The organism is Ruegeria sp. BI12 (genome assembly GCF_056537985.1).
Window position 1 is genome coordinate 848165 of sequence record NZ_JBQFSL010000001.1, and the last position, 21771, is coordinate 869935.

Annotated in this window: 21 protein-coding genes, 1 tRNA gene, 1 pseudogene and 1 riboswitch; of the genes and pseudogenes, 13 read left to right on the top strand and 10 right to left on the bottom strand. The window is 57.0% G+C overall.

What is annotated here, in order from left to right:
- Positions 1 to 2: 2 nt before the first annotated feature.
- The 4 genes from cobW to ACR0AK_RS04420 form a co-directional block, all read right to left on the bottom strand.
- Positions 3 to 1058, bottom strand: coding sequence for a cobalamin biosynthesis protein CobW (cobW, locus tag ACR0AK_RS04405; RefSeq protein WP_480792498.1), 1056 nt, complete (start codon positions 1056 to 1058; stop codon positions 3 to 5).
- Positions 1055 to 1444, bottom strand: a complete 390-nt coding sequence (locus ACR0AK_RS04410; protein ID WP_480792499.1) for a DUF1636 family protein — start codon at positions 1442 to 1444, stop codon at positions 1055 to 1057. The genes cobW and ACR0AK_RS04410 overlap by 4 nt, the downstream gene beginning before the upstream one ends.
- 83 nt (positions 1445 to 1527) lie before the next feature.
- A riboswitch (cobalamin riboswitch) is annotated at positions 1528 to 1736 on the bottom strand.
- Between the two features lie 174 nt (positions 1737 to 1910).
- Entirely contained in the window at positions 1911 to 2120 is a 210-nt protein-coding gene (locus ACR0AK_RS04415) for a hypothetical protein (protein WP_480792500.1), read from the bottom strand.
- Between the two features lie 131 nt (positions 2121 to 2251).
- Positions 2252 to 2325, bottom strand: a tRNA-Cys gene (locus ACR0AK_RS04420).
- 227 nt (positions 2326 to 2552) lie between these two features.
- Between ACR0AK_RS04420 and ACR0AK_RS04425 the strand changes: the two genes are divergently transcribed.
- From ACR0AK_RS04425 to ACR0AK_RS04435, 3 genes are all read left to right on the top strand, one after another.
- Positions 2553 to 3206: a protein-L-isoaspartate O-methyltransferase family protein gene (locus tag ACR0AK_RS04425; RefSeq protein ID WP_480792501.1), complete on the top strand. Its 654-nt coding sequence runs from the start codon at positions 2553 to 2555 to the stop codon at positions 3204 to 3206.
- Between the two features lie 95 nt (positions 3207 to 3301).
- Positions 3302 to 4720, top strand: a complete 1419-nt coding sequence (locus ACR0AK_RS04430) for a TolC family outer membrane protein (RefSeq protein ID WP_170560856.1) — start codon at positions 3302 to 3304, stop codon at positions 4718 to 4720.
- 74 nt (positions 4721 to 4794) lie between these two features.
- Positions 4795 to 5559, top strand: coding sequence for a hypothetical protein (locus ACR0AK_RS04435; protein WP_480792502.1), 765 nt, complete (start codon positions 4795 to 4797; stop codon positions 5557 to 5559).
- Positions 5560 to 5562: 3 nt separating this feature from the next.
- Here the strand turns inward: ACR0AK_RS04435 and ACR0AK_RS04440 are convergent, their stop codons facing one another.
- Positions 5563 to 7020: a cobyric acid synthase gene (locus ACR0AK_RS04440; protein ID WP_480792503.1), complete on the bottom strand. Its 1458-nt coding sequence runs from the start codon at positions 7018 to 7020 to the stop codon at positions 5563 to 5565.
- A 60-nt stretch (positions 7021 to 7080) separates the two neighbouring features.
- Here ACR0AK_RS04440 and ACR0AK_RS04445 point away from each other — a divergent pair, with 60 nt between their 5' ends.
- Positions 7081 to 7650: a cobalamin biosynthesis protein CobQ gene (locus ACR0AK_RS04445; RefSeq protein WP_480792504.1), complete on the top strand. Its 570-nt coding sequence runs from the start codon at positions 7081 to 7083 to the stop codon at positions 7648 to 7650.
- Between the two features lie 67 nt (positions 7651 to 7717).
- Here ACR0AK_RS04445 and ACR0AK_RS04450 read toward each other — a convergent pair whose 3' ends face one another.
- A complete protein-coding gene (locus tag ACR0AK_RS04450) occupies positions 7718 to 8038 on the bottom strand; it encodes a DUF6280 family protein (protein ID WP_008757056.1) in 321 nt (106 codons plus the stop codon).
- Between the two features lie 218 nt (positions 8039 to 8256).
- On the opposite strand from ACR0AK_RS04450, the gene efp reads away from it, so the two are divergent.
- Positions 8257 to 8820, top strand: a complete 564-nt coding sequence (gene efp, locus ACR0AK_RS04455) for an elongation factor P (RefSeq protein ID WP_170560852.1) — start codon at positions 8257 to 8259, stop codon at positions 8818 to 8820.
- A 56-nt stretch (positions 8821 to 8876) separates the two neighbouring features.
- On the opposite strand, the gene ACR0AK_RS04460 is transcribed toward efp, so the two are convergent.
- Together ACR0AK_RS04460 and ygfZ are read right to left on the bottom strand one after the other, a co-directional pair.
- Positions 8877 to 9821 (bottom strand): ABC transporter transmembrane domain-containing protein, encoded by a 945-nt coding sequence (locus ACR0AK_RS04460; RefSeq protein WP_480792505.1) that lies wholly within the window; start codon positions 9819 to 9821, stop codon positions 8877 to 8879.
- Between the two features lie 106 nt (positions 9822 to 9927).
- Positions 9928 to 10665: a CAF17-like 4Fe-4S cluster assembly/insertion protein YgfZ gene (gene ygfZ / locus ACR0AK_RS04465; RefSeq protein ID WP_480792506.1), complete on the bottom strand. Its 738-nt coding sequence runs from the start codon at positions 10663 to 10665 to the stop codon at positions 9928 to 9930.
- 74 nt (positions 10666 to 10739) lie between these two features.
- On the opposite strand from ygfZ, the gene ACR0AK_RS04470 reads away from it, so the two are divergent.
- Positions 10740 to 11414: a TIGR04283 family arsenosugar biosynthesis glycosyltransferase gene (locus tag ACR0AK_RS04470; protein ID WP_480792507.1), complete on the top strand. Its 675-nt coding sequence runs from the start codon at positions 10740 to 10742 to the stop codon at positions 11412 to 11414.
- A gap of 7 nt (positions 11415 to 11421) precedes the next feature.
- Here ACR0AK_RS04470 and ACR0AK_RS04475 read toward each other — a convergent pair.
- Both ACR0AK_RS04475 and ACR0AK_RS04480 read right to left on the bottom strand, forming a co-directional pair.
- Positions 11422 to 12177, bottom strand: a pseudogene (locus ACR0AK_RS04475) (hypothetical protein); the annotation flags it as partial.
- 77 nt (positions 12178 to 12254) lie between these two features.
- Complete coding sequence (locus ACR0AK_RS04480) at positions 12255 to 13142, bottom strand: MurR/RpiR family transcriptional regulator (protein ID WP_480792508.1); 888 nt, start codon at positions 13140 to 13142, stop codon at positions 12255 to 12257.
- Positions 13143 to 13278: 136 nt separating this feature from the next.
- Between ACR0AK_RS04480 and ACR0AK_RS04485 the strand changes: the two genes are divergently transcribed.
- The 7 genes from ACR0AK_RS04485 (at position 13279) to ACR0AK_RS04515 (ending at position 21739) form a co-directional block, all read left to right on the top strand.
- On the top strand, positions 13279 to 14034 hold the full coding sequence (locus ACR0AK_RS04485) for an N-formylglutamate amidohydrolase (RefSeq protein ID WP_480792509.1): 756 nt from the start codon (positions 13279 to 13281) through the stop codon (positions 14032 to 14034).
- An 8-nt stretch (positions 14035 to 14042) separates the two neighbouring features.
- Complete coding sequence (locus ACR0AK_RS04490) at positions 14043 to 14615, top strand: TRAP transporter small permease subunit (RefSeq protein ID WP_480793633.1); 573 nt, start codon at positions 14043 to 14045, stop codon at positions 14613 to 14615.
- Positions 14612 to 15931: a TRAP transporter large permease gene (locus ACR0AK_RS04495; RefSeq protein WP_170560846.1), complete on the top strand. Its 1320-nt coding sequence runs from the start codon at positions 14612 to 14614 to the stop codon at positions 15929 to 15931. The genes ACR0AK_RS04490 and ACR0AK_RS04495 overlap by 4 nt, the downstream gene beginning before the upstream one ends.
- A gap of 51 nt (positions 15932 to 15982) precedes the next feature.
- Positions 15983 to 17017 carry a TRAP transporter substrate-binding protein gene (locus tag ACR0AK_RS04500; protein WP_170417601.1) on the top strand — a complete coding sequence of 345 codons (1035 nt, stop codon included), beginning with the start codon at positions 15983 to 15985 and terminating at the stop codon, positions 17015 to 17017.
- A 166-nt stretch (positions 17018 to 17183) separates the two neighbouring features.
- Positions 17184 to 18851, top strand: coding sequence for a Na/Pi cotransporter family protein (locus tag ACR0AK_RS04505; RefSeq protein ID WP_480792510.1), 1668 nt, complete (start codon positions 17184 to 17186; stop codon positions 18849 to 18851).
- Between the two features lie 50 nt (positions 18852 to 18901).
- Entirely contained in the window at positions 18902 to 20263 is a 1362-nt protein-coding gene (locus ACR0AK_RS04510) for a glutamine synthetase family protein (protein ID WP_480792511.1), read from the top strand.
- Positions 20264 to 20356: 93 nt separating this feature from the next.
- Positions 20357 to 21739 (top strand): aldehyde dehydrogenase family protein, encoded by a 1383-nt coding sequence (locus ACR0AK_RS04515; RefSeq protein ID WP_480792512.1) that lies wholly within the window; start codon positions 20357 to 20359, stop codon positions 21737 to 21739.
- The last annotated feature ends 32 nt before the right edge of the window (positions 21740 to 21771 follow it).

The following is a 21771-nucleotide window of genomic DNA, read 5'->3' on the forward strand; positions in this document are numbered from 1 at the left end:
GCTTACTCGGCGGCCTCGGTCACACCCACGAGGATCTCGTGGATTTCAGCCTCTTTGATGTCGTCATGCTCAGCGATCACCACCAGACGCGAGCGGCGCTCTTCGCCAGATTCCCAAGGGCGGTCGTATTGATGGCGAACGCGGGCGCCAACAGCCTGAACCAACAGACGCATCGGCTTGCCTTGAACCGCGGCATAGCCCTTGACGCGCAGGATGTTCAGCTCATTGGCCAGACGTTCGATATTGGCGACCAGTTGGGCCGGGTCTGTCTGTTCCGGCAGCTCGATGATGATGCTTTCGAAATCGTCATGTTCGTGATCATGGTGACCATCGTGATGGCTTGGCCGCGCGTCCATGTCATCCTCGGCGGCTGCCTCAAGACCCAGCACAACGCGCACGTCAACGGCACCTTCGGCGACTTCGACGACGGGCAGCGGGCGTGGAGCCTCGGCTGCGATCACTTCTTTGGCCTTCGCCACACCGTCCGGGCCGGCTAGGTCAGGCTTGGTCAGCAGGATGATGTCGGCGCACGAAATCTGATCCTCGAACACCTCGGACAGGGGCGTTTCGTGGTCGATCGAGTCGTCCGCCAGGCGCTGGGCGTCCACGGCTTCGACATTCGGAGCAAAGCGTCCTGCAGCCACGGCTTCGGCATCTGCCAGAGCGATCACACCATCAACGGTGATCTTGGAGCGGATATCAGGCCAGTCGAATGCCTTCAGCAGCGGCTTGGGCAGCGCGAGGCCGGAGGTTTCGATCAGAATGTGATCGGGGCGCGGCTCCAGCGCCATAAGCGCTTCGATGGTCGGGATGAAATCATCCGCCACGGTGCAGCAGATGCAGCCATTGGCCAGTTCCATGATGTTCTCCGCCGGGCAATCGGGGATGGCGCAGGATTTCAGGATGTCGCCATCCACGCCAACGTCACCGAATTCGTTGACGACCACGGCCAGGCGTTTGCCCTGCGGGTTCTGCATCAAGTGCTTGACCAGCGTGGTCTTGCCCGAGCCCAGAAAGCCGGTGATCACGGTGACGGGAAGTTTTTCGAGATTGCTCATTTCAGGGCTCCAATCGGGGGAATGCGGGCCGCACAGTTTTTGCGGAAATGTTCGGGGCGCTCACGCCATTTCACCAGACCGTCTTCGGCGGCCAGATATTTGGTGACGCCTTCAACGATGGTTTCAACGTGGTCGGACTCGTCGAGGTTTTCATAAACGAACGTCCAGCGGGACGGGCCACCACGTAAAACGATCGAACATCCCTGATCACAGTTCGACAGGCATTCCACCGGCTTCAGGTCCACGCCGTCAGGCAAGCCAGCCTGTTCCAGAGCTTTGTGCAGCAAAGTACCGGGTCGCTTGGCGTCATCTTCGATGGGCAGCCCGCGACGGCATGTCGTGCAGACCAGTAATTCGACTGGTGTGGTCTCGGTCACGTCTCTCATCCCCCTCATCCTTTATACGGGGGACGGGGTTTCATGCGGGCCACGTGTGCGACATGGACCCGACACCGGAACACCCCGCCCGGTTTCAACTTCGGGTGCTGGCAGGTCTCCCGGCTTGCGGATGTCAGAGGCGGTCTCTGTCGGATGTCCCGCCTTCCCGGCCTATTGGGCCAGTGGCTTTGGGCACCCTCTCCGGTCACGGTCGCGGGGGCGGCTGCGCTTGGCGATGACATCGCTGGCACATTCCCTTTTCATCCATCCGAGGATGGACACCAACGCCTGCGACATGCGGCACGGGCAGGGGGCTTGTCAAGCATGAGAGGTGGGTGAAAACCCTTCACGTCAGAAAAGCGACGTGCCGATGTCAGTCAGCGGCATCCGAGACAAGCCGATCATGCAGACAAGATCAAAACCGCTCCGCCGCCGCAGATGATTGAGCGTCTTAGCGCCCGACAATCAAGTCGGTTTAGTTCACGAATGGAATCGCGGGACCTGCAATCGCAACAATCGCATTTTGTGCCAGCATCTGAGCGATAACTGCGGCAGGCGCATAGGAACGCAACGGAGGCAAAGCGTGACCTTCAACGCCCGACGCACAGTGCGTCATGTCCAGTCTGTGCGCGTTCACAAGCGTCGATCTGGCATGGTTGGCAGCCTCCTCAAGCCGCTTCGGCATGCCGTCCCAGACTTCCCCAGACTTCAATGCTGAAATAAACGTGGTTCCGGAGTCCAAGAGGCAACTGGTACCCAACTGTAAACGCCTGAAATTTCGGAGGCAAAGCACAGGGTGCCATACGAGGAAGAAAATGGAGGCGAGTACCGGAATCGAACCGGTGTACACGGATTTGCAATCCGCTGCGTCACCACTCCGCCAACTCGCCTTTTCAAGTAAAATCAAATACTTGTCGTGGTGTGACAGGCGTTTTAGCAGCTTTCGACAGTAGCGTCCAGAGGGGGAAACGCAATTTTCGGAGCAGGGTGCAAACTTGGCCTTTGGTTGCGACGTTGTATCCTGTGAAGATTAGTAAATTTCCGTGCCTGGGCCGTTGCCGGTTTTTCAAGGATGTGGCAGAACTCGATCACCCAAGGGAACAAAACGAGCGATCCAATGACAGATTTCGCAGCCCGTCGCCGGACAATGGTCGATACGCAGATACGTCCTTCTGATGTCACGAAATTTCCCATCATCGACGCGATGCTGACCGTCAAGCGTGAAAACTTCGTGCCGGATTCACAGCGCGAGGCGGCTTATGTCGAGGGATTGATCGAACTGGGCGACGGACGCTGCATGTTAGAGCCGCGGACATTGGCCAAGATGTTGGACATTTTGAACATCTCCAACGACGAGTCAGTTTTGGATATTGCCCCGGCTCTGGGATATTCGACCGCCGTTGCTGCGCGTATGGCACAATTGGTTGTCGCCGTGGAAGAGGACGAAAGCCTTGCGGCCGAATCTCAGTCCATCCTGATGGAAGCGGACGCGGACAATGCGATTGTGCATGTCGGTCCACTAGAGCAAGGCGCCCCCGAACATGGGCCCTACGACGTGATCGTAATCCAGGGTGGTGTGGAACAGGTTCCGGATGCGTTGATTGCGCAGCTCAAGGATCACGGGCGTATTGCCTGCCTTTTCGTCGAAGGCGCGTTGGGGACCGTCCGTATCGGCCACAAATCCGGAGATCGCGTGACCTGGCGCGACGCGTTTAACGCCAATGCACCGATTTTACAGGCATTTTCCACGAACCGTGTATTTTCGCTATAGTTTAATGGCGGATTGCTCTGCTGCCTTGATTAGTTGAACACAAACGCGCAAACTGTCGGCAGAGCAGCGTAATTTTGATTTGAGAGGATTTCGTTATGAGTTCTATGGCGGGAGGAAAGCTGGTCAAGGCGCTGGCGCTGACTGCGGGGGTCGCACTTAGCTTTGTACCGGGACGGGCCGTTTGGGCCGACAATATAACTGACGCATTCATTGGCGCGTACAATACCAGCGGTCTGCTGGAGCAAAACCGAGCCTTGTTGCGTGCAGCAGACGAAGACGTGGCAATCGCGTTGTCTGCGCTTCGACCGATCATCAACTGGACGGTTTCAATTAGCAGCAACTACAATCGTCGCAACATCAGCGATGTGGTGACAAGAACCGACCCGAACAACTTCTTTACTGGGTTGACGCTCGGCCAACTGCTCTACGATGGCGGGGCTTCTGTACTGGGCAAGCAGTCGGCGCAAGAAACGGTGCTATCCACCCGACAGACCCTTGTTGACATCGAGCAACAGGTTCTGTTCCGCGGCGCAAATGCCTATCTCGAAGTTCTCCTGCAGGAAGAAACCGTGCAGATTCGCCTGAACAACGTCGATGTATCGGCCGAGGAATTGCGAGCATCGCAGGACCGGTTCGATGTGGGCGAAGTTACGCGTACTGACGTCGCGCTGTCACAAGCTCAGCTTGCCAGTTCGCAAGCCGATCTGGCGGTTGCGCGCGGTAACCTCGACACGGCGCAGGCGGAATATGTGAATGCAGTCGGCAAATCGCCCGGACGAACAGCAGGTCAACCGAGCCTGCCAAATCTGCCAAGCTCGGAAGCGCAGGCCGTAAGTCTGGCGCAGCGTAACCACCCGGCAATTCTTTCGGCGCAGCACCAGGTGCGCGCTTTCGACCTGATCGTCGCGCAGCAGCGCGCCAATCTGGGTCCGAACGTTAGCCTGAACGCATTCGCCGGTATTACTGAGACCTACGACAACGATGACAACATCGAAGACGGCTCGGTTTCGCTGGACTTCAGTCAACCGATCTATGCCGGTGGTCGCCTAGCCGCAAGCGTACGCCGCGCCATGGCAACACGGGATGCGTCACGCGCCAACCTGTTGAATGTGCAGAAGGATATCACTCAGGGTGTGACAGATGCTTACGCTCGTTTCCAGGCCGCATCAGCAAGTTTGCGGGCGTCGACCGAACGGGTTCGTGCATCGCAAGTGGCGTTTGATGGTATCCGCGAAGAAGCTACTTTGGGCGCCCGGACCACGCTGGATGTTCTGAACGCACAGCAAGACCTTCTGGACGCGCAACTGGCCGAGGTTGCATCGCGGATTGAGCGGTCCCGCGCTGCATATCAGCTGTTGCAGGCGCAGGGTTTGTTAACCGCCGAACGTTTGGGACTTGCGGTACAGATCTATGATCCGACGCTGTACTACAATCTGGTCAAAAAAGCGCCGGCTCAGGTCAGCAGACAAAGCAAGGACCTGGATCGGGTTCTCAAAGCGTTGCGCCGCGACTAGGGCCCAATACTACCTGTTGTGACGCCCGGTTTGTTTGGCTACACTCAATCCTGAGGATAGAGCGGTAGAGAACAATGACGGATAAAGTCGTGAACGGCAGAGTAGAGGACGTGTTGTCCTCGATCAAACGGCTGGTCGGTGAAAGAGGTGAGCAAACCTCGGAACCCACGCCTTCAATCGCCCGCAAACCCGGGCGATTGGTGCTTACCAATGCATTGCGAGTCGGCGGAACGTCCAGCATTCAGGACGGCCCTGAGAATGAGGTCGACGTTAAAGAAGGCTATACGGCGGATGCGTCGGTCAAGCCCATGCTTTTGCGCGCGTGTGACATCGTAAATCGTGAAGATCCCGCCAACAAAGAACAGGTTTCCCCAGAGCCGCCCAAAGACGCGACCAACAGCCTGAGTGCAAAGATTGAAGCGCTTGAGGCGGCGATTGCACGCACTGAGGACCAGTGGGAACCGGACGGTGACAGCGAAGACGAGTATTCCGGTACTCCGGCGAAAGCCCTTGAATTCAGCGCGCGGAAGGAATTCGCAGAAACCGAAGAGAAGAAGGCCGAGCCCTCTAAGGCTGAAGTGAAAGAGGCTGTGGCCACGACCAAGGCAACGTTTGTTCGGGACCCCGAGGTAAAAACTGCTGCACCAGTTCCTCCTGCCAAAGCGGCAGAGGAAGAAACTGGGGTAGCTGGCTTAGATGAAGACGCCCTGCGCAAAATGATCGCCGAGGTCGTCCGTGAAGAATTGCAGGGTGTTTTGGGTGAACGCATCACCCGTAACGTCCGCAAGATGGTCCGGCGCGAAATATACAAAGCCCTAGCCGAGCAGAACGTCGAATAACGCTCAGACAGTGCGTGGCGTCTCGGCAAGCGCCAGTAGACGGTCCAGATCCATAGTCTTTTCAAGATGATCTGCCAGCGCGTCCAGCGTCTCATCGACCCCGTCTTCATAGGACAGGTCCGAAGTCACGCCCAACTGTGACAGGTAAGAGGCGCGGAATGCGTCCGAACTGAAGATACCATGCAGGTAACTGCCGCGAATTCGACCGGTGCCATTAGCAGCGCCTTCTGACCGCCCCTCTACCTCTAGCCAAGCGCGTGCACAATCGGGGCCTTCGGTGCGGCCCATGTGAATTTCATAGCCCGACACCGGCTCTCCTCCGTTAAGGGCGCGGGCTGAGGTGAGTTTCACCTGTTTTTTCCCGGCCATCACAGTTTCAACATCCAGAAGGCCCAACCCTTCGACGGTGCCTGGTCGGCCGTCGACGCCATCCGGGTCAGCGATTGTCTTGCCCAGCATCTGATAGCCGCCGCACAAGCCCAGAACGTAACCACCTCGTCGGACGTGGGCATATAGGTCGACATCCCAGCCCTGGGCCCGGAAATAGGCCAGATCCCCGATCGTGGATTTGCTGCCGGGCAGCAACACCAAATCGGCATCGCCGGGCAGGGCGTGTCCTGCCGGGACGATCTCGACCGAGACGCCGGGTTCGGCAGACAGCGGATCAAGATCGTCGAAATTGGCCATGCGTTCCAATTGCGGCACGACCACTTTGCAGGCGCCGCCAGCGTGGGACCTTATATCCATCATATCCTCGGCCGGGAGCTTCCACGCATCATGGAACCATGGAACAACGCCCAAACATGGCCATCCGGTACGCGCGGCGATATCATCGCGACCTTCGTCGAAAAGAGAGACGTCGCCCTTAAATCGATTGACCGCAAAACCCCGGATCATTTCAAGATCACTTACGTCGAGAACTGCCTGGGTGCCTACGATCTGGGCAATGACGCCCCCGCGGTGAATGTCCCCCACCAGAACAACGGGCACGCCGGCGGCGCGCGCAAATCCCATGTTGGCGATGTCACCCTTGCGTAAATTGGTCTCGGCCGGGCTGCCCGCACCTTCGATCAGAACCAGGTCGGCATCGCTGCACAGTCGGTCAAAGCTTTCAAGTGCAGCACCCAGCAGTTTGGATTTGTCTTTGCGGTAATCCCCTGCTTTCATTGTGCCCGCGCGCTGACCCTGTACGATAATCTGAGCGCCAGTGTCAGTTTCCGGTTTAAGCAGGATCGGATTCATGTCCGTATGCGGCGCGCGTCGCGCGGCCCATGCCTGCAGAGCCTGAGCGCGCCCAATCTCACCGCCGTTTTCGGTGACAGCGGCGTTATTCGACATGTTCTGTGGTTTGAACGGTGCAACGCGCAAGCCGCGCCGGGTAAAAGCCCGCGCCAGACCGGCCACAAGAACCGATTTCCCGACATTGCTGCCGGTGCCCTGAATCATGATGGACCGAACCATGGCCTGTCTCCTATGTTGACGCGCAGATGACCTGATTTGCAGGCAAAGGAAAAGCCAAAGTTGAATACGCCAGCGCATCTTTTGATCGGAGCTGCCGCCTTTGCCCGCCCCGCCCACGGACGAATCCTGTGGGCAGCGCTGCTTGGATCGTTATTGCCTGATCTTTCCCTTTATGTGATGGCGGGCACGTCCCTCTTCCTGCTTGGGATACCGCCAAATGTGGTCTTCGATCAGCTTTATTTTTCCGACGGCTGGCAGACCGTGTTTGCGATCGACAATTCATTTGTCCTTTGGGGGTTTGCTTTGATTGTTGGGGTCTGGGCACATCGGGCGGCCTTGACCGTTGGCGCATCCGCCGGATTGTTGCATCTTGCGATGGATTTTCTGCTGCATGCAGGGGACGGGCGGCCTCAGTTCTGGCCGTTCAGCGATTGGGTGTTTCACAGCCCGGTCAGTTATTGGGACAGTTCACATCACGCAGTGTGGGTCGCGCGCCTTTCCGCAGTGCTTTGTGTCGCGTGTTATACCGTTTTGTGGCGTCGCGGTATGTCAGTCTGGGCGAAAATATTCTTCGCGGTGCTGTTAGTGGCAGAGCTATGGGTTGCACGGCAGTGGTTGTTATTCTTTTGACAGTTGGCATAAGAAAAGCGCGCTCCCATGTTGGGAGCGCGCTTTTTCATGCGATAGACGCCCTGGATCAGGCGGCTTCTGCTTGCTGGGCGGCGTTGCGGCGCTCGCTTTCTTCACGCGACAGTGCAACCGAAGTGCGCACACCGCGTCCAACGAACTCCATCAGTCCGCCAACAACGCGCTCATTCGGGTCGATACCCGCGCACGACAGTACTTCGCGACCATCACGAGAACGTGCCCAACGGGCGATTTGTTCCGGGCCATTGCCATACTTCTTGTCGTCGGCAATAGCGTCATCCAGCGCAGCCAGTACGACGGCCGCGAAAAGTTTACGTGCACGATTGCCTTGTTCGTTATTAAAGGCTGTGCCGTCAACGAAATCTCTCATCTCGTCTTCCTTGTTGTTCTTGCTCTTGCATTTTCGGCGTGACGGTTCTTATGACTGATTAAGTGCGATTCGGATACACTTAAAATGCATAGTTGCGTTGCGTCATTTGCATAGCTTGCTGCAAGTGCAGCACTAGGTCTCGTTGTCTTGTCAGGTGTGTTCCCGCCAGATATAGGGACGGGAACTGACGCATCAACCGTTTGTGAAGGAATTAAGTCATGCCCAAGATAAATGGGAACGAAATTCGCCCCGGAAATGTGCTTGAGCATAACGGCGGGCTGTGGGCCGCAGTCAAAGTTGACCACGTAAAGCCCGGTAAAGGCGGTGCTTTTGCACAGGTCGAACTGCGCAATCTGCGCAACGGTTCAAAGTTGAACGAGCGATTCCGTTCGGCGGACAAAGTTGAACGTGTGCGCCTGGAACAGAAAGATCAGCAGTTCCTGTACGAATCTGACGGTATGCTGGTCTTCATGGATTCCGAGACGTATGAGCAGATCGAACTGCCTGCAGAGCTGCTGGGTGAACGCCGCCCGTTTCTGCAGGACGGCATGACAATTGTCGTTGAGTTTTATGAAAGCGAGGCGCTGAACGCCACGCTGCCCCAGAAAGTGACCTGCAAGATCGTTGAGACCGAGCCTGTGGTCAAAGGTCAGACCGCGGCGAACTCGTTCAAGCCAGCCATTCTGGATAACGGTGTCAAAGTCATGGTGCCGCCGTTCATCGGTCAGGATGAGATGATCATCGTGAATACCGAAACCATGGATTATTCCGAACGCGCGTAACCTTGCGTTCACCGAAACAAAGAAAACCGCGTGGACTGTGCCGCGCGGTTTTTTTGTCAGTTACTCCGCTTGACGTGGCGATACCGCTCAGGGTTGGGGCCAAAAAGTTCGAGCATCAGATCATACTTGATGCGATTGGCGCTGACCTGCCGGTAATAGGCGATCAGAAAGGCCGTAGGGCCCTGAATACGGCTTAGGCCACTGGTGGCGGCCACCACGGTGCCAACATCCGTTTTTCCATTCAAAACAAGATAGCCACCCAACATCAGCACGCCGACCGTTCCGGCTCCGTTTATGACGCTCAGCAGAAACTTGGCCGACAGCTTCCAGATGAACATTTTGCGCCGCGTCTCGTAGATATCGTCGAACTGGGTCTCAACTTCGCGTGCGATTTCGTTGATCTGCTCGACATTCAGTTTGTCGGTGGCTCCGCGCAAAATCCGGACACGTTCGGCAATAAAGACATTCACCTTGCGTTGAGATATCAGCACGATGATGATCTGCGGCACGATCATCGAGAAAGCAATCATGCCCAACCCCGGTTGGGTTGATGAGATGTAACCAATCACACTGATCAACGTGCCGATCTGAACGACCGGGTCCGAGAATGCGCCGCCGGCAAATTTCCCCAACTCTTCTGCTTCGGCTGAAATCGCCGTGGTCATTGTGCCCTTGCGCACTGTTTCACCCGAGACATTGATATCCTCGGCGCGCCGCAGCAGCCTTTGGCGGATCATGCGGATCAGATCTTCGCCCAACGTGCCTGCGCGATAGCCCAGTAGCCATTTAAGGGCGAGGCTAAGGACGATGACTGACATCATTCCGGCACCCAGGTAGAGCAGCTTGTCTGTGCCAACGTCGTCCGAGGTCAGGTGGTTTATGATATCGCGCTGAAACTCCAGCGGAACGGCAGCCAAACCCGCAATCGCAATGGACAAAACGATAAGAATGATCTGCCGCCCGGCGCTGGCGCGCCAGATCGCTCTGTATAACTGGAACATACGTGCATCCGGTTTGCTGAACTCAAACCAGTGTGGCAGCGCGCTTGGTCATGTTCAAACCATACAAAACCGGTCGGAGGAACAGCCGTGCCGGTTCGGCAACATGTTAAGTGCCGAGCCGAATGGTGGCGTCATCTGCCTGCATGTCGTCACCTACGCGGTCCAGCCGCAAATAGGCTATTCCGCGGCCGTTGGATTGGGTGAACAAAGTCCCTGCAGGCTTGCCTCCGGAGGTAATCGCGGTGCCAATTGCTGCAGAGTTGTCGACATGGACGCTACGCAGACCTTTGCGCAGTTCGGTCTTGTGTTTCATCCGTGCAGTGACTTCTTGACCGACATAGCATCCTTTCTTGAAGTCCACGCCATTCAACGCCTCGAACCCGGCTTCGAGAATATAGCTGTCGGCGGTCAGTTCAATTCCGGTTTCCGGAATGCAGTGACGCACACGGATCGCATCCCAATCGGTGCCATCATCGCTTTCTGCGTCCACAGTATAGGACCGCCAGCCCATATCTTCGTGGCGCGGGTCGGGCAGGGCGCCTTCGGGCGCTGGGCCGGTACCGCGCTGAAGGTTCAGGCCGCAGTCTTCGATTCTGACGTCCGCGCGCAGTTTGTACATGCCAAGTCGTTTCGCCAGCCCATCGGCCAGTTCTTCGGCGACGTCCAGCAACACCGCGTCACCCTCACGTTTCAGGAAGAAGTCTGCCAGATACTTGCCTTGTGGGGTCAGCAAAGCGGCGTAGACCAGTCCATTGTCCAACCCTGCAATATCGTTGGTCACCAACCCTTGGAGAAAGCTGTCGGTGTCCGAGCCGCTCAGGCGCAAAATACGGCGGTTGGGCATCTGAGTTGTCCTCGTCTTTTCCTCGGGCCTCGTGATATAGGAGTTTCCGCTGCCATGACCAGAGGGTTTCCGCCGTGCCTGCGCCGATTAGTATCGTCATCCCGACCCTGAACGCGGAAAAGACCCTTCCTGCGACCCTCGAGGCCTTGATGGAAGGTTTGCAGGCGGGGTTGATCCGTGAGTTGATCGTCACGGATGGTGGATCGACCGATCATACTCTTGAAATTGCCGATGAGGCCGGGGCTGAGATTGTCGCTGGGCCGCCGTCTCGCGGGGGGCAACTAGCCAATGGGTGCGCCGCAGCCAAAGGCGACTGGTTGCTTGTCCTGCACGCCGATACGGTTCTGCAAGTCGGCTGGAGCAAACCCGTAAGCGACCACCTTGTCGCCGGGACCCCGGCGGCGTTCCGTTTGGCGTTTCGGGCGTCAGGCTTTGCGCCGACGTGGGTGGCGGGTTGGGCCAACCTGCGCAGTCGTTTGTTTGGCCTGCCGTATGGAGACCAGGGCCTGTTGGTTCCATCTGAGATGTATCGCAAGGCGGGAGGCTTTCCCGATCAACCGTTGATGGAGGACGTGGCTTTGGCCCGCAGTTTGCGCGGCATCACCTTGCTGCCCAGCAGTGCCGTTACGAGTGCTGATCGTTATCAACGTGTGGGCTGGCTTCGTCGAGGCGGGCGGAACCTCTGGACTCTGACGCGCTACTTTCTTGGCGCAGATCCTGAGACGCTGGCGCGGGACTATCGTCGCTGAGCGACGCGCGCAGTTCGACAACGGATTTGCCCAGTCGGAAGGGTGCGGCGAAGCTGACCAGACATAGCGCGATGATCTGCAGCACAAGTATATGCGCGTTGGCCTGCAGATATTCCCATTCGTCCTTCAACTTGCCGACCTGTTCAACCAGATCATCATAGCTTTGCGCCAGGATCAGATAATCGCCTGCAATCGCGGGGACCTTGCGGCGCATATTGTCGATCGCCGCCTGGGTTATGTCATCCAACGTGGTAAAGACAAGGAATTGATCGATATCGAACGCATCAGCCTTGGCCGCCATCGCTTGCATATCGTCCTTTTCGTCTTTTGCCTGACGTCCAAACAGAAATTGCAGGCCTTGCAATGGGGCAACTTCGTTAGTCACAGCAATGAACAATGGAAGGTCCGCGTTGCTGGCGGTCGAGGCGGAAAGAAATTCTACCTTATCACACAACACTGAGGTATCCGGGTCAAAAGCCGGGTCGCAAAACCGCAGCCGGAACCGTGCTGCGTCGCGGTCAAAGGCCAGCGTGGCGGCATAAGCGACGTCGATCTGGCGGTCCAGCCGGGAACTGTCCGAAGTATAAAGCCCCGCCATAACCGCAACCAATGCGCCAACGCCGCCCAGCACCACCCAGACGAGGTCCGCGAGTTTCCAGGCGCGATGCCCGGCCGGTTTGCGAAACAGAAAGGCCGTGCCAATTAACCCAAGCAGAAAGAACAGGATCAAAAGCGGCAATTGGTTGTTGGTCACGAAACTCATGACTTCAAAGTGACGGCCCGCCATGCGGCTGGCAACACTCATCACGCTCAGTTGTTTACGTTGAAAGGAAAAGAGTGTTACGAATTCGTGCTTTGGCCGAACTTTCGGAACAGTTTGGTACGATCAAAGGCCTGTTCCAGCTCGTCTGTTCGCTCCTTGACCGAATCCCACAGCCTTTCCTGCACTTCGGCGATGACGCATTCCATCAAAACCAGAATGGCCGCCATGGAGTCCCAGGCGGACGGCACTGCAATGCGCGCCGCAAAGGTGTGTTTGGCCAGCCGATGAATGGGTGAGCGCCACTGATCGGTGAACAGAACAATTTCAGCCTCGCGTTCGTGGCACAGCTGGCCGATCAGCAGAGATGCGTTTTCATATCGGCGAACATCCAGTGCGATCAGCACATCGTCTTTGCGTACGTCCAGCAAGTCATGTGTCCATGATGCTGCAACGGGGAGCAGCCGCACGTCGGGGCGGATCATCTGCAGGTGCAGGTACAGGTATTGGGCCAGCGTGCCGGTTATGCGGCCACCGGTAATAAAGATGCGCCGGTTGGGATCACATAACAAGTTGCAAAAACTGTCGAATTCGTCTGGATCGACCTCATCAATCGTGCGTTTCTGATTGGCGAGTGTCTGTTGGGAATACCGGTTCAGGATATGCTCTTCAGGCAGATCGTTCTGCCACAAGTCACGTTTGGCGACCGGTCCCGAGATCATCTCTTTCACTTCGCCCCGCAGCGCGGCCTGAAACTGCGGATAACCTTGAAATCCGGTTTTTTGCAGCATCCGCGCAACTGTCGTGGTGGACACCGAGGCTGCGCTGGCCAGTTCGGTGATGCTGCCCAGACCGGCCATAGGATAGTCGTCCAGCAATACGCTGACCAGCTGCCGCTCGGATGGGGTCATCTTGTCTTTGTGGGCCAGCAGCCTGTCCGTCACCCGCACGCGGCGTTCCTCCTGCATCTTTTCTACCTTAGTGTGAATAATTTTTCAGCAAGATCAAGAGTGATGAAAATTTTACAGGAAAATTATTGACAGGCTAAGGTATCATGTGGAAATTTTTCCACACACGTGTTTCTTGGAATCGCAGGGCAGGAATTTGGACTTCGGAGAAGTTGTTCATACGGACTTAGCGGATGGTCCCTATTCGGTGGTGTTGGTCTGCGAACACGCGTCCAACCGTATACCCGATGCCTTGGGCGATATGGGTTTATCCGCGGATGCGCTGCAAAGTCATATTGCCTGGGATCCGGGCGCATTGGCTGTGGCCAGGTTGATGGCCGAACGCCTGTCAGCCCCGTTGGTGCATGGTGGTGTTTCGCGGCTGGTCTATGACTGCAATCGCCCGCCCGAAGCCACGGGGGCAATGCCCTTACGCAGCGAGGATTACCTGATCCCGGCAAATGCCGACATGTCCGATGATGAACGTCACAGCAGGATCGAGGGCATTTACAAGCCTTTCGCCGCCGCTCTGTCCAATTTGATCGCTGAAAACCGGACAGGGCTTGAGCTTATGGTGACAGTTCACAGCTTTACGCCGGTGTATCATGGACAGCAACGCGACGTTGAACTGGGTGTGCTGCACGGCACAGATGACCGCTTTGCGCAGGCGATGATGGCAACAGTTCCGGCCGACCCACCCTTTGTGACCCGCTTGAACGAGCCATACTCGGCTGCAGACGGCGTAGCGCACACGTTGGACGCACAGGCTTTGCCGACCGGTTTGCCGAACGTCATGATCGAAATCCGCAATGACCTGATCAAATCCCCGAGTCAGCAACAGGCGATGGCTGATTGTCTTGTGTCGTGGATCGCGCGGACCCTTGTTGAATTTCAGAAAGGGGGCGCGACGTGATCAAAACGATGGCGTCATATGTGCGGGTCGTCGATGCGGTCAACTACCGGATCGGACGGGTCATGATGTGGGGCCTGTTTGTGATGATGGGCATCCTGCTGTGGTCTTCGATCTCGAAAACCTTCTTTCTGCCATCGCTCTGGACGTTGGAAATGGCGCAGTTTGCGATGGTGACCTATTATATCATGGGTGGGCCGTACTCGATCCAGTTGGGATCGAATGTACGTATGGACCTGTTTTATCACAACTGGAGCCCACACCGGAAAGCGTGGTTCGATGCCTTCACGGTGCTGCTGCTGATCTTCTACCTGGGCGTCTTGTTTTACGGTGGGCTCGGGTCAACGGCCTACAGCCTTGGCTATTGGGGTGATGAACCGGTTTCCTACTTCATTGGTCTTCTGACAGGCACAGAGGAAATCGGGCGGCTTGAACGCTCATCAACGGCGTGGCGGCCGTATATCTGGCCGGTAAAAGCTATCATGGTGTTCGGCTTTTTCCTGATGCTGCTGCAGGCGATATCGGAATTCTTCAAAGACATAGCCCGGATCAACGGGCAGGAAATCGGGGTCTCGCGGGCATGAGCCAGGAATATATCGCCATCTTCATGTTCGCACTGATGATGCTGATGCTGTTTACCGGCCAGCGTGTCTTTGGCGCGATTGGCGCGGTGGCCACCATTGCCGCTTTGGCGCTGTGGGGGACAGGCGGGCAGGATATCACGTTCTCGGCGGCAATGAAGCTGATGAAATGGTATCCGCTGCTGACGCTGCCGATGTTCATCTTCATGGGATACGTGCTCAGCGAGAGCCGTCTGGCCGACGACCTTTATCGGATGTTCCACGTCTGGATGGGACCTGTAAATGGCGGTCTGGCCATCGGCACGATTGGCCTGATGGTTCTGGTCTCGGCCATGAACGGCCTCAGCGTTGCCGGTATGGCCATTGGCGCGACCATTGCTCTGCCGGAACTGCTGCGGCGCGGTTACGACAAGACTATGGTGACCGGCGTCATTCAGGCTGGGTCGAGTCTAGGTATCCTCGTGCCGCCTTCGGTGGTTCTGGTTCTGTACGCAATGATCGCGCGTCAGCCTGTCGGGCAGCTGTGGTTGGCCGGAATCGTTCCAGGTCTGCTGATGGCCGGGATGTTCATCCTGTATATCTGGATCAGGTGTCGTATTCAGCCCGAGCTGGGGCCGGCCATGGAAGACGCGCATGAGGTGCCACGGGCCGAGAAAATCCGGCTACTGGGGGCAGGGGCGCTGCCGCTGATCATCTTCGCCGCGATGATGGTTCCCTTTGTGAATGGCTGGACCTCGCTGGTTGAAAGCTCGGCCATTGGCGCGCTGACCGCTTTGGCCGTGTCCGTCATCAAACGGCGGATGACCTGGAAGATTTTCGAGGACTGCACCAAACAGACGCTGGCCATTTCCTGCATGTTCATGTGGATCATTCTGGCCGCGCTGGGCTTTGGGGCCGTATTCGATGGTCTGGGCGCAGTGAAAGCCATCGACAACCTGTTCACGGACCAACTTGGCCTGTCGCCGTGGATGATCCTGATCCTGATGCAGCTCAGCTTCATCGTCATGGGCACATTCCTGGACGACACGGCCATGCTGGTCATCGTGGCGCCACTTTATGTGCCGCTGGTCGGCGAACTGGGCTTTGATCTGATCTGGTACGGGGTGCTCTACACCATCACGACCCAAATCGCCTATATGACGCCACCCTTCGGCTATAACCTGTTCCTGATGCGCGCTATGGCGCCGCCCGAGATCGGGTTGAAGGACATCTACACCTCGATCTTCCCCTTTGTCGGAGTGATGGTCCTCGCCCTGACAATCATCATGTTTTTCCCGGAAATCGCCCTGTGGCTGCCCGGATATGTCTATGGAAATTAACAAGAATGCTCGGTGAACGGGCACAGAAGCTTTAACGGAGAGGAAATTGACATGACGACAAGACGTAAGTTTCTGAAAACCGCTGGGGTCGGCGTTGCAGCCGCACCGCTGGCGACGCCCGCACTGGCGCAGAACACTATTACATGGCGGATGCAGACCTATGCCGGTCCTGCGTTGGCCGAGCACGTGATTGATCCAGCGATCAAGATGTTCAATCAGATTGCCGGTGACCGGATGCAGATCGAGCTGTTCTATGCCGATCAGCTGGTCCCGACGGGCGAACTGTTCCGAGCGATGCAAAAGGGCACCATCGACGCGGTTCAATCTGACGATGACTCGATGGCGTCGCCGACCGAAGTCACCGTGTTTGGCGGCTACTTCCCGTTCGCCTCACGCTATTCGCTGGACGTGCCTGTGCTGTTCAACCAGTGGGGCCTGAACGAGATCTGGGACGAGGAATACTCGAAGGTAGGCGTCAAGCACATCAGCGCCGGTGCATGGGATCCTTGCCACTTTGCGACCAAAGACCCGATCAACTCGCTGGCAGACATGAAGGGCAAGCGCATCTTTACCTTCCCGACAGCGGGTCGCTTCCTGAGCCAATTCGGCGTCGTGCCGGTGACTCTGCCATGGGAAGACATCGAAGTTGCGGTTCAGACCGGCGAGCTGGACGGCATCGCGTGGTCGGGCATCACCGAGGACTACACCGTTGGCTGGGCCGACGTGACCAACTATTTCCTGACGAACAACGTGTCAGGCGCATGGGCGGGTCACTTCTTTGCCAATATGGACCGGTGGAACGAGCTGCCCGAGGATCTGCAGACGCTGTTCAAGGTTTGCTGTGATCAGTCGCATTACTATCGTCAGTGGTGGTATTGGGGCGGTGAAGCCAACCTGCGCGTCAACGGCACCAAGATGCAGCTGACTTCTATCCCGGACGAAGAATGGGCAACCGTCGAGGAAGCCGCCGTCAAGTTCTGGGACGAGATTGCAGCCGAGTCCGAGACTAAGGCGAAGGTTGTCGACATCTTCAAACGTTACAACGCTGAGATGCTGAAAGCCGGCCGTCCTTATCGTTACGGCTAAGAAACCCTTCCTCCCGACGCGAGGGGCCTCCCTTGCGTCGGGATTGGACATCAATAAGCGACATCATTTATGCTCACGTCTGTTCCAAGAATAGAAAAACGAAACCGGAAGCACATTTGTGCGCACCGGTCGAAAGAGGTGTGAACATTTGGCTATCGCGAGCTTTTTGATTGAGATTTTCGCCGCAACCATGTTGCTGCTTTTTGCCGTGCGTTTGGTGCGTACCGGTATTGAACGGCGTTTTGGAGCTCTGTTCCAGTCGATCCTGACACGCCACTCTAACAGCTTTGTTGCAGGGGGGGCTGGCATGGTTTTGGCCACTATCCTGCAAAGCTCGGCCGCCGTTACGGTTTTGCTGACTGGTTTCGCTGCGGCGGGGATGGTGACGTTTGGGATGGCGCTGGCGGGTGTCTTGGGCGCGGATTTGGGCGCGGCGCTCGTCATTCAGGTTCTGTCATATGATTTGGGCTGGCTTCAGCCCGCCTTGCTGGCATTGGGGGGCTGGCTGTATCTCAAATCCGAGCGGTCGAATGTACGGCTTATGGGGCGGATCGTTCTGGGCGTCGCCTTTATCCTGATCTCATTGCAGTTCCTGCGCGAAGCAGTTGAGCCAATCCGCGAAAGCGCATTTCTGCCTGCAATCGCAGGGTATTTGGAGACTGACTATTTCAGCGCCTTTATCGTCGGTGCGGTGCTGGCCTTTGTGATGCACAGCTCGGTCGCAACGATCCTGATGTGCGTTGCTCTGGTCCAGATAGGCGCAATTCCCTTTGCGGCCGGGTTGTCGTTGGTGCTGGGGGCAAATCTTGGTTCGGCCTTTATTCCGATGTGGCTGACCCGCGATATGACCGTGACTGCGCGGCGTATCCCACTGGCCAACCTGCTATTGAGAGGCAGTGCGGCGCTAGTGATGCTGATCGTTGTCAATGTCGGCGGATTGCAAGACGCCCTGATGGTGACAGGCCCGGCGCAGTCGCTGATTTTTGCACATATCGGATTTAATCTGGCGGTATTCTTGCTCGCCACAGGCTTTGTGAACCAGTTGGAACAGCCAATGGCGGTTCTTCTGGCAGAACCCAAGGTCGAGACCAATGCACTGGATCAGTTTTCGGATGCACTGACCCCGCTCGGCGATCCCAGCGGCGAAAGGGCCAGCGTTGCAATGTCTTCGGTGCGCCACGAGCTGTTGCAGATGATTACGCAGGTCGAACGTATGTTCCGCCCGGTGCTGGATATTTACGAAAAGGATGACAGCGACGCGATTTCTGCGCTTTGGCAGCAGGATGAGCGGGTCAATACGCAACTTACCGAAATACGTCGTTTCGTCGCCCGCATGCCGCGTCAGAACATGAGCAAGGCACAGGTAAAGGCCGCGCGGGCGTTGGTGGAATATGCCATTCGTCTTGAGGCTGCCGGCGATGTCGTTTCAAACCGGATGACCCGGACGGCGCAGATCAAACACACGGAACGTTCGGAATTTTCGGCGCAGGGCTGGAAAGAGCTGAAGGATTTGCACGCCGCCATTCTGGAGAGTTTTTCGCTGGCACGCCACGTGCTGTTGGTGGACGACATGGATTGTGCGCGGCGACTGGTTCTGGATAAGGCCGAGGTCAAGCGGATGTCGCGCGATAGCCGCAAGGCGCACCTGAAACGGTTGGAGCGCGGTCAGACCGAGAGTTTTCAGTCCAGCGATCTGCATTTGGAAACCCTGCGATCAATGCGCGATTTGCACGGGCACATCGCCGCCGTCGCCTATCCGATCCTCTACAAAAGCGGTCAGGTTCTGGAAACGCGCCTGGTGATGGAAATGGAAAAAGAAGCCAACGATGACTGAAGGCAGGTAATCGAAACCGAGGTCTCACTGAGTGACAAAGGAAACCAATGATGGGCAATGAAGCGATTTTGGCCGATCTGAAAGCCAAATTCGAAGCGGGCGAGGTCGACACCGTACTAGTTTGCATGGTGGACATGCAGGGCCGGCTGATGGGCAAGCGGTTTCACGCAGGTCATTTCGTGGCAGGTGCGTGGGAAGAAACCCATTGTTGCAATTACCTACTGGCTACGGATCTGGAGATGGGCACGCCGGACGGCTACGCCTCGACCAGTTGGGAGCGGGGTTATGGCGACTATGTCATGAAGCCGGATCTCAGCACTCTGCGGCCGGTGCCTTGGCTGGAAGGAACCGTGATGGTGATGTGCGATGTGCTTGATCACCACACGCATGAGGAAGTGCCGCATGCGCCGCGCTCGATCCTGAAGAAACAGGTCAATCGCCTCAAAGCCATGGGCTATGACGCGATGTGCGCCACCGAACTGGAGTTTTTCCTGTTCGAAAAAAGCTTCGACCAGATCCGCAAGGAAGGTTTCCACGATCTGGAGCCGATCTCGGGCTATAATGAAGATTACCACATCCTCCAGACCACAAAGGAGGAGCACGTGATGCGCCCGATCCGCAACCATCTGTGGAATGCGGGGATTCCGGTTGAGAATTCGAAAGGTGAGGCCGAGACTGGGCAAGAAGAACTGAACATCAAATACGCCCTGGCCATGGACACGGCCGAGTACCATTCAATCGCTAAGAACGCGGTGAAAGAGATCGCCTGGCAACACGGTCACGCTGCGACATTCCTGCCGAAATGGCATCACGACAAGGTCGGCAGCTCCAGCCACGTACACCAATCGCTATGGGCGGACGGCAAGCCTGCCTTTTATGACGTTGATGATGCGTTGGGCATGTCGGCGCTGATGAAAAACTATATGGCTGGTTTGTTGAAATACGCCGGTGATTACACCTATTTCATGGCGCCTTACATCAACAGCTACAAACGCTTCATGAAGGGAACCTTTGCGCCGACGCGGATTATCTGGTCGGTAGACAACCGCACGGCTGGGTTCCGTCTGTGTGGGGATGGGACGAAGTCTGTGCGGGTCGAATGTCGAATTCCGGGATCAGATATGAACCCCTATTTGGCGATGGCTGGAATGCTTGCTGCCGGGATAGCCGGGATCGAAGAAGGTCTGGAATTACAGCCGCCGACCAAGGGCGATGTCTATCAGGGTGACACAGGCATGATCCCAGGCAACCTGCGCACGGCACGGGATGCGCTGCACGGATCGGCAATGCTGCGCGCGGCTATGGGTGATGATGTGGTCGATCACTATGCCCGTGCAGCGGAAGTCGAGATCGAGGAATTCGAGCGCGTAGTGACCGATTGGGAAGTTGCCCGCGGGTTTGAGCGGGCTTGAGATCGGGTCAGGCTGGGGGCGCTGCCCCACGCCCCCGGGATATTTTTAGCCAGACGAAACAGTGATCCTGTTTCTTTCGGAAATGGAGTGGTTATGGGGCAGATGTTGAAATGTGTCTCGCCGATTGATGGGTCGGTTTTTGCTGAACGTGAGGTCCTGTCGCAAGAAGCGGCCTTTGAGGTCGCGGCTCGGGCGCGGGCCGCACAGGTCGATTGGGCCGCGCGTCCTTTGCAGGAGCGTATTGATCTTGTCATGGCCGGTGTGGCCGCTGTTGGGGCGATGAACGACGAGATTGTGCCTGAGTTGGCGCATATGATGGGGCGTCCGGTACGCTATGGCGGAGAGTTTGGCGGCTTTAACGAGCGCGCAAGCCACATGGCGGAGATCGCCGAGGCATCCCTGGCCGATATCGCGGTGGGCGAGGATGAGACCTTCAAAAGGTACATCAAACGCATCCCGCACGGTGTGGTCTTTGTGGTGGCACCGTGGAACTATCCCTATATGACGGCGATCAACACGGTGGCTCCGGCTCTGATTGCGGGGAATACTGTTGTCCTCAAGCACGCAACACAGACTCTTTTGGTGGGCGAGCGCATGGCGCGGGCTTTCCATGCGGCTGGTGTACCGGAGGACGTGTTTCAAAACGTTTTCCTAAACCATGATGTGACCAACGACCTGATTGCGGGCAACGCCTTTGACTTTGTAAATTTCACCGGATCGGTCGGTGGCGGCCAAGCGATGGAGCGCGCGGCAGCGGGAACCTTCACCGGCGTTGGGACCGAGTTGGGTGGCAAAGATCCGGGCTATGTCATGGACGATGCCGATCTGGATGCTGCCGTGGAGACGTTGATTGACGGCGCAATGTTCAACTCTGGCCAATGCTGCTGCGGGATCGAACGGATTTACGTCCACGAAAGCCTGTATGATGCCTTCGTCGCCAAGGCGGTTGAGGTTGTGAAGGGCTATAAGCTGGGCAACCCGCTGGATACTGAGACGACAATTGGTCCGATGGCCAATGTACGTTTCGCCGACGAAGTACGCGCGCAGATCGCCGAGGCTGTCGAAGCGGGGGCCGTGGCCCATATCGATACATTTGCCGAGGATGATGGGGGCGCTTACCTGACACCACAAATCCTGACCGACGTCACGCACGACATGCGGGTAATGCGGGATGAGAGTTTCGGTCCTGTGGTCGGCATCATGAAAGTGTCCTCGGATGACGAAGCCATCGCTTTGATGAATGACAGTGAATTTGGTCTGACAGCCAGCCTGTGGACCCGAGATGTAGACCGGGCCGCACGGGTGGGCGATGCAATCGAAACCGGAACTGTGTTCATGAACCGCGCGGATTATTTGGATCCGGGCCTGTGCTGGACCGGTTGTAAGAACACCGGGCGCGGCGGCGGGCTATCCATAATCGGTTATCACAACCTGACACGTCCTAAATCCTACCACCTGAAAAAGGTCACGGGCTAAGGGCAACGGCCTGCCCGGTTCAGACCCCCTCG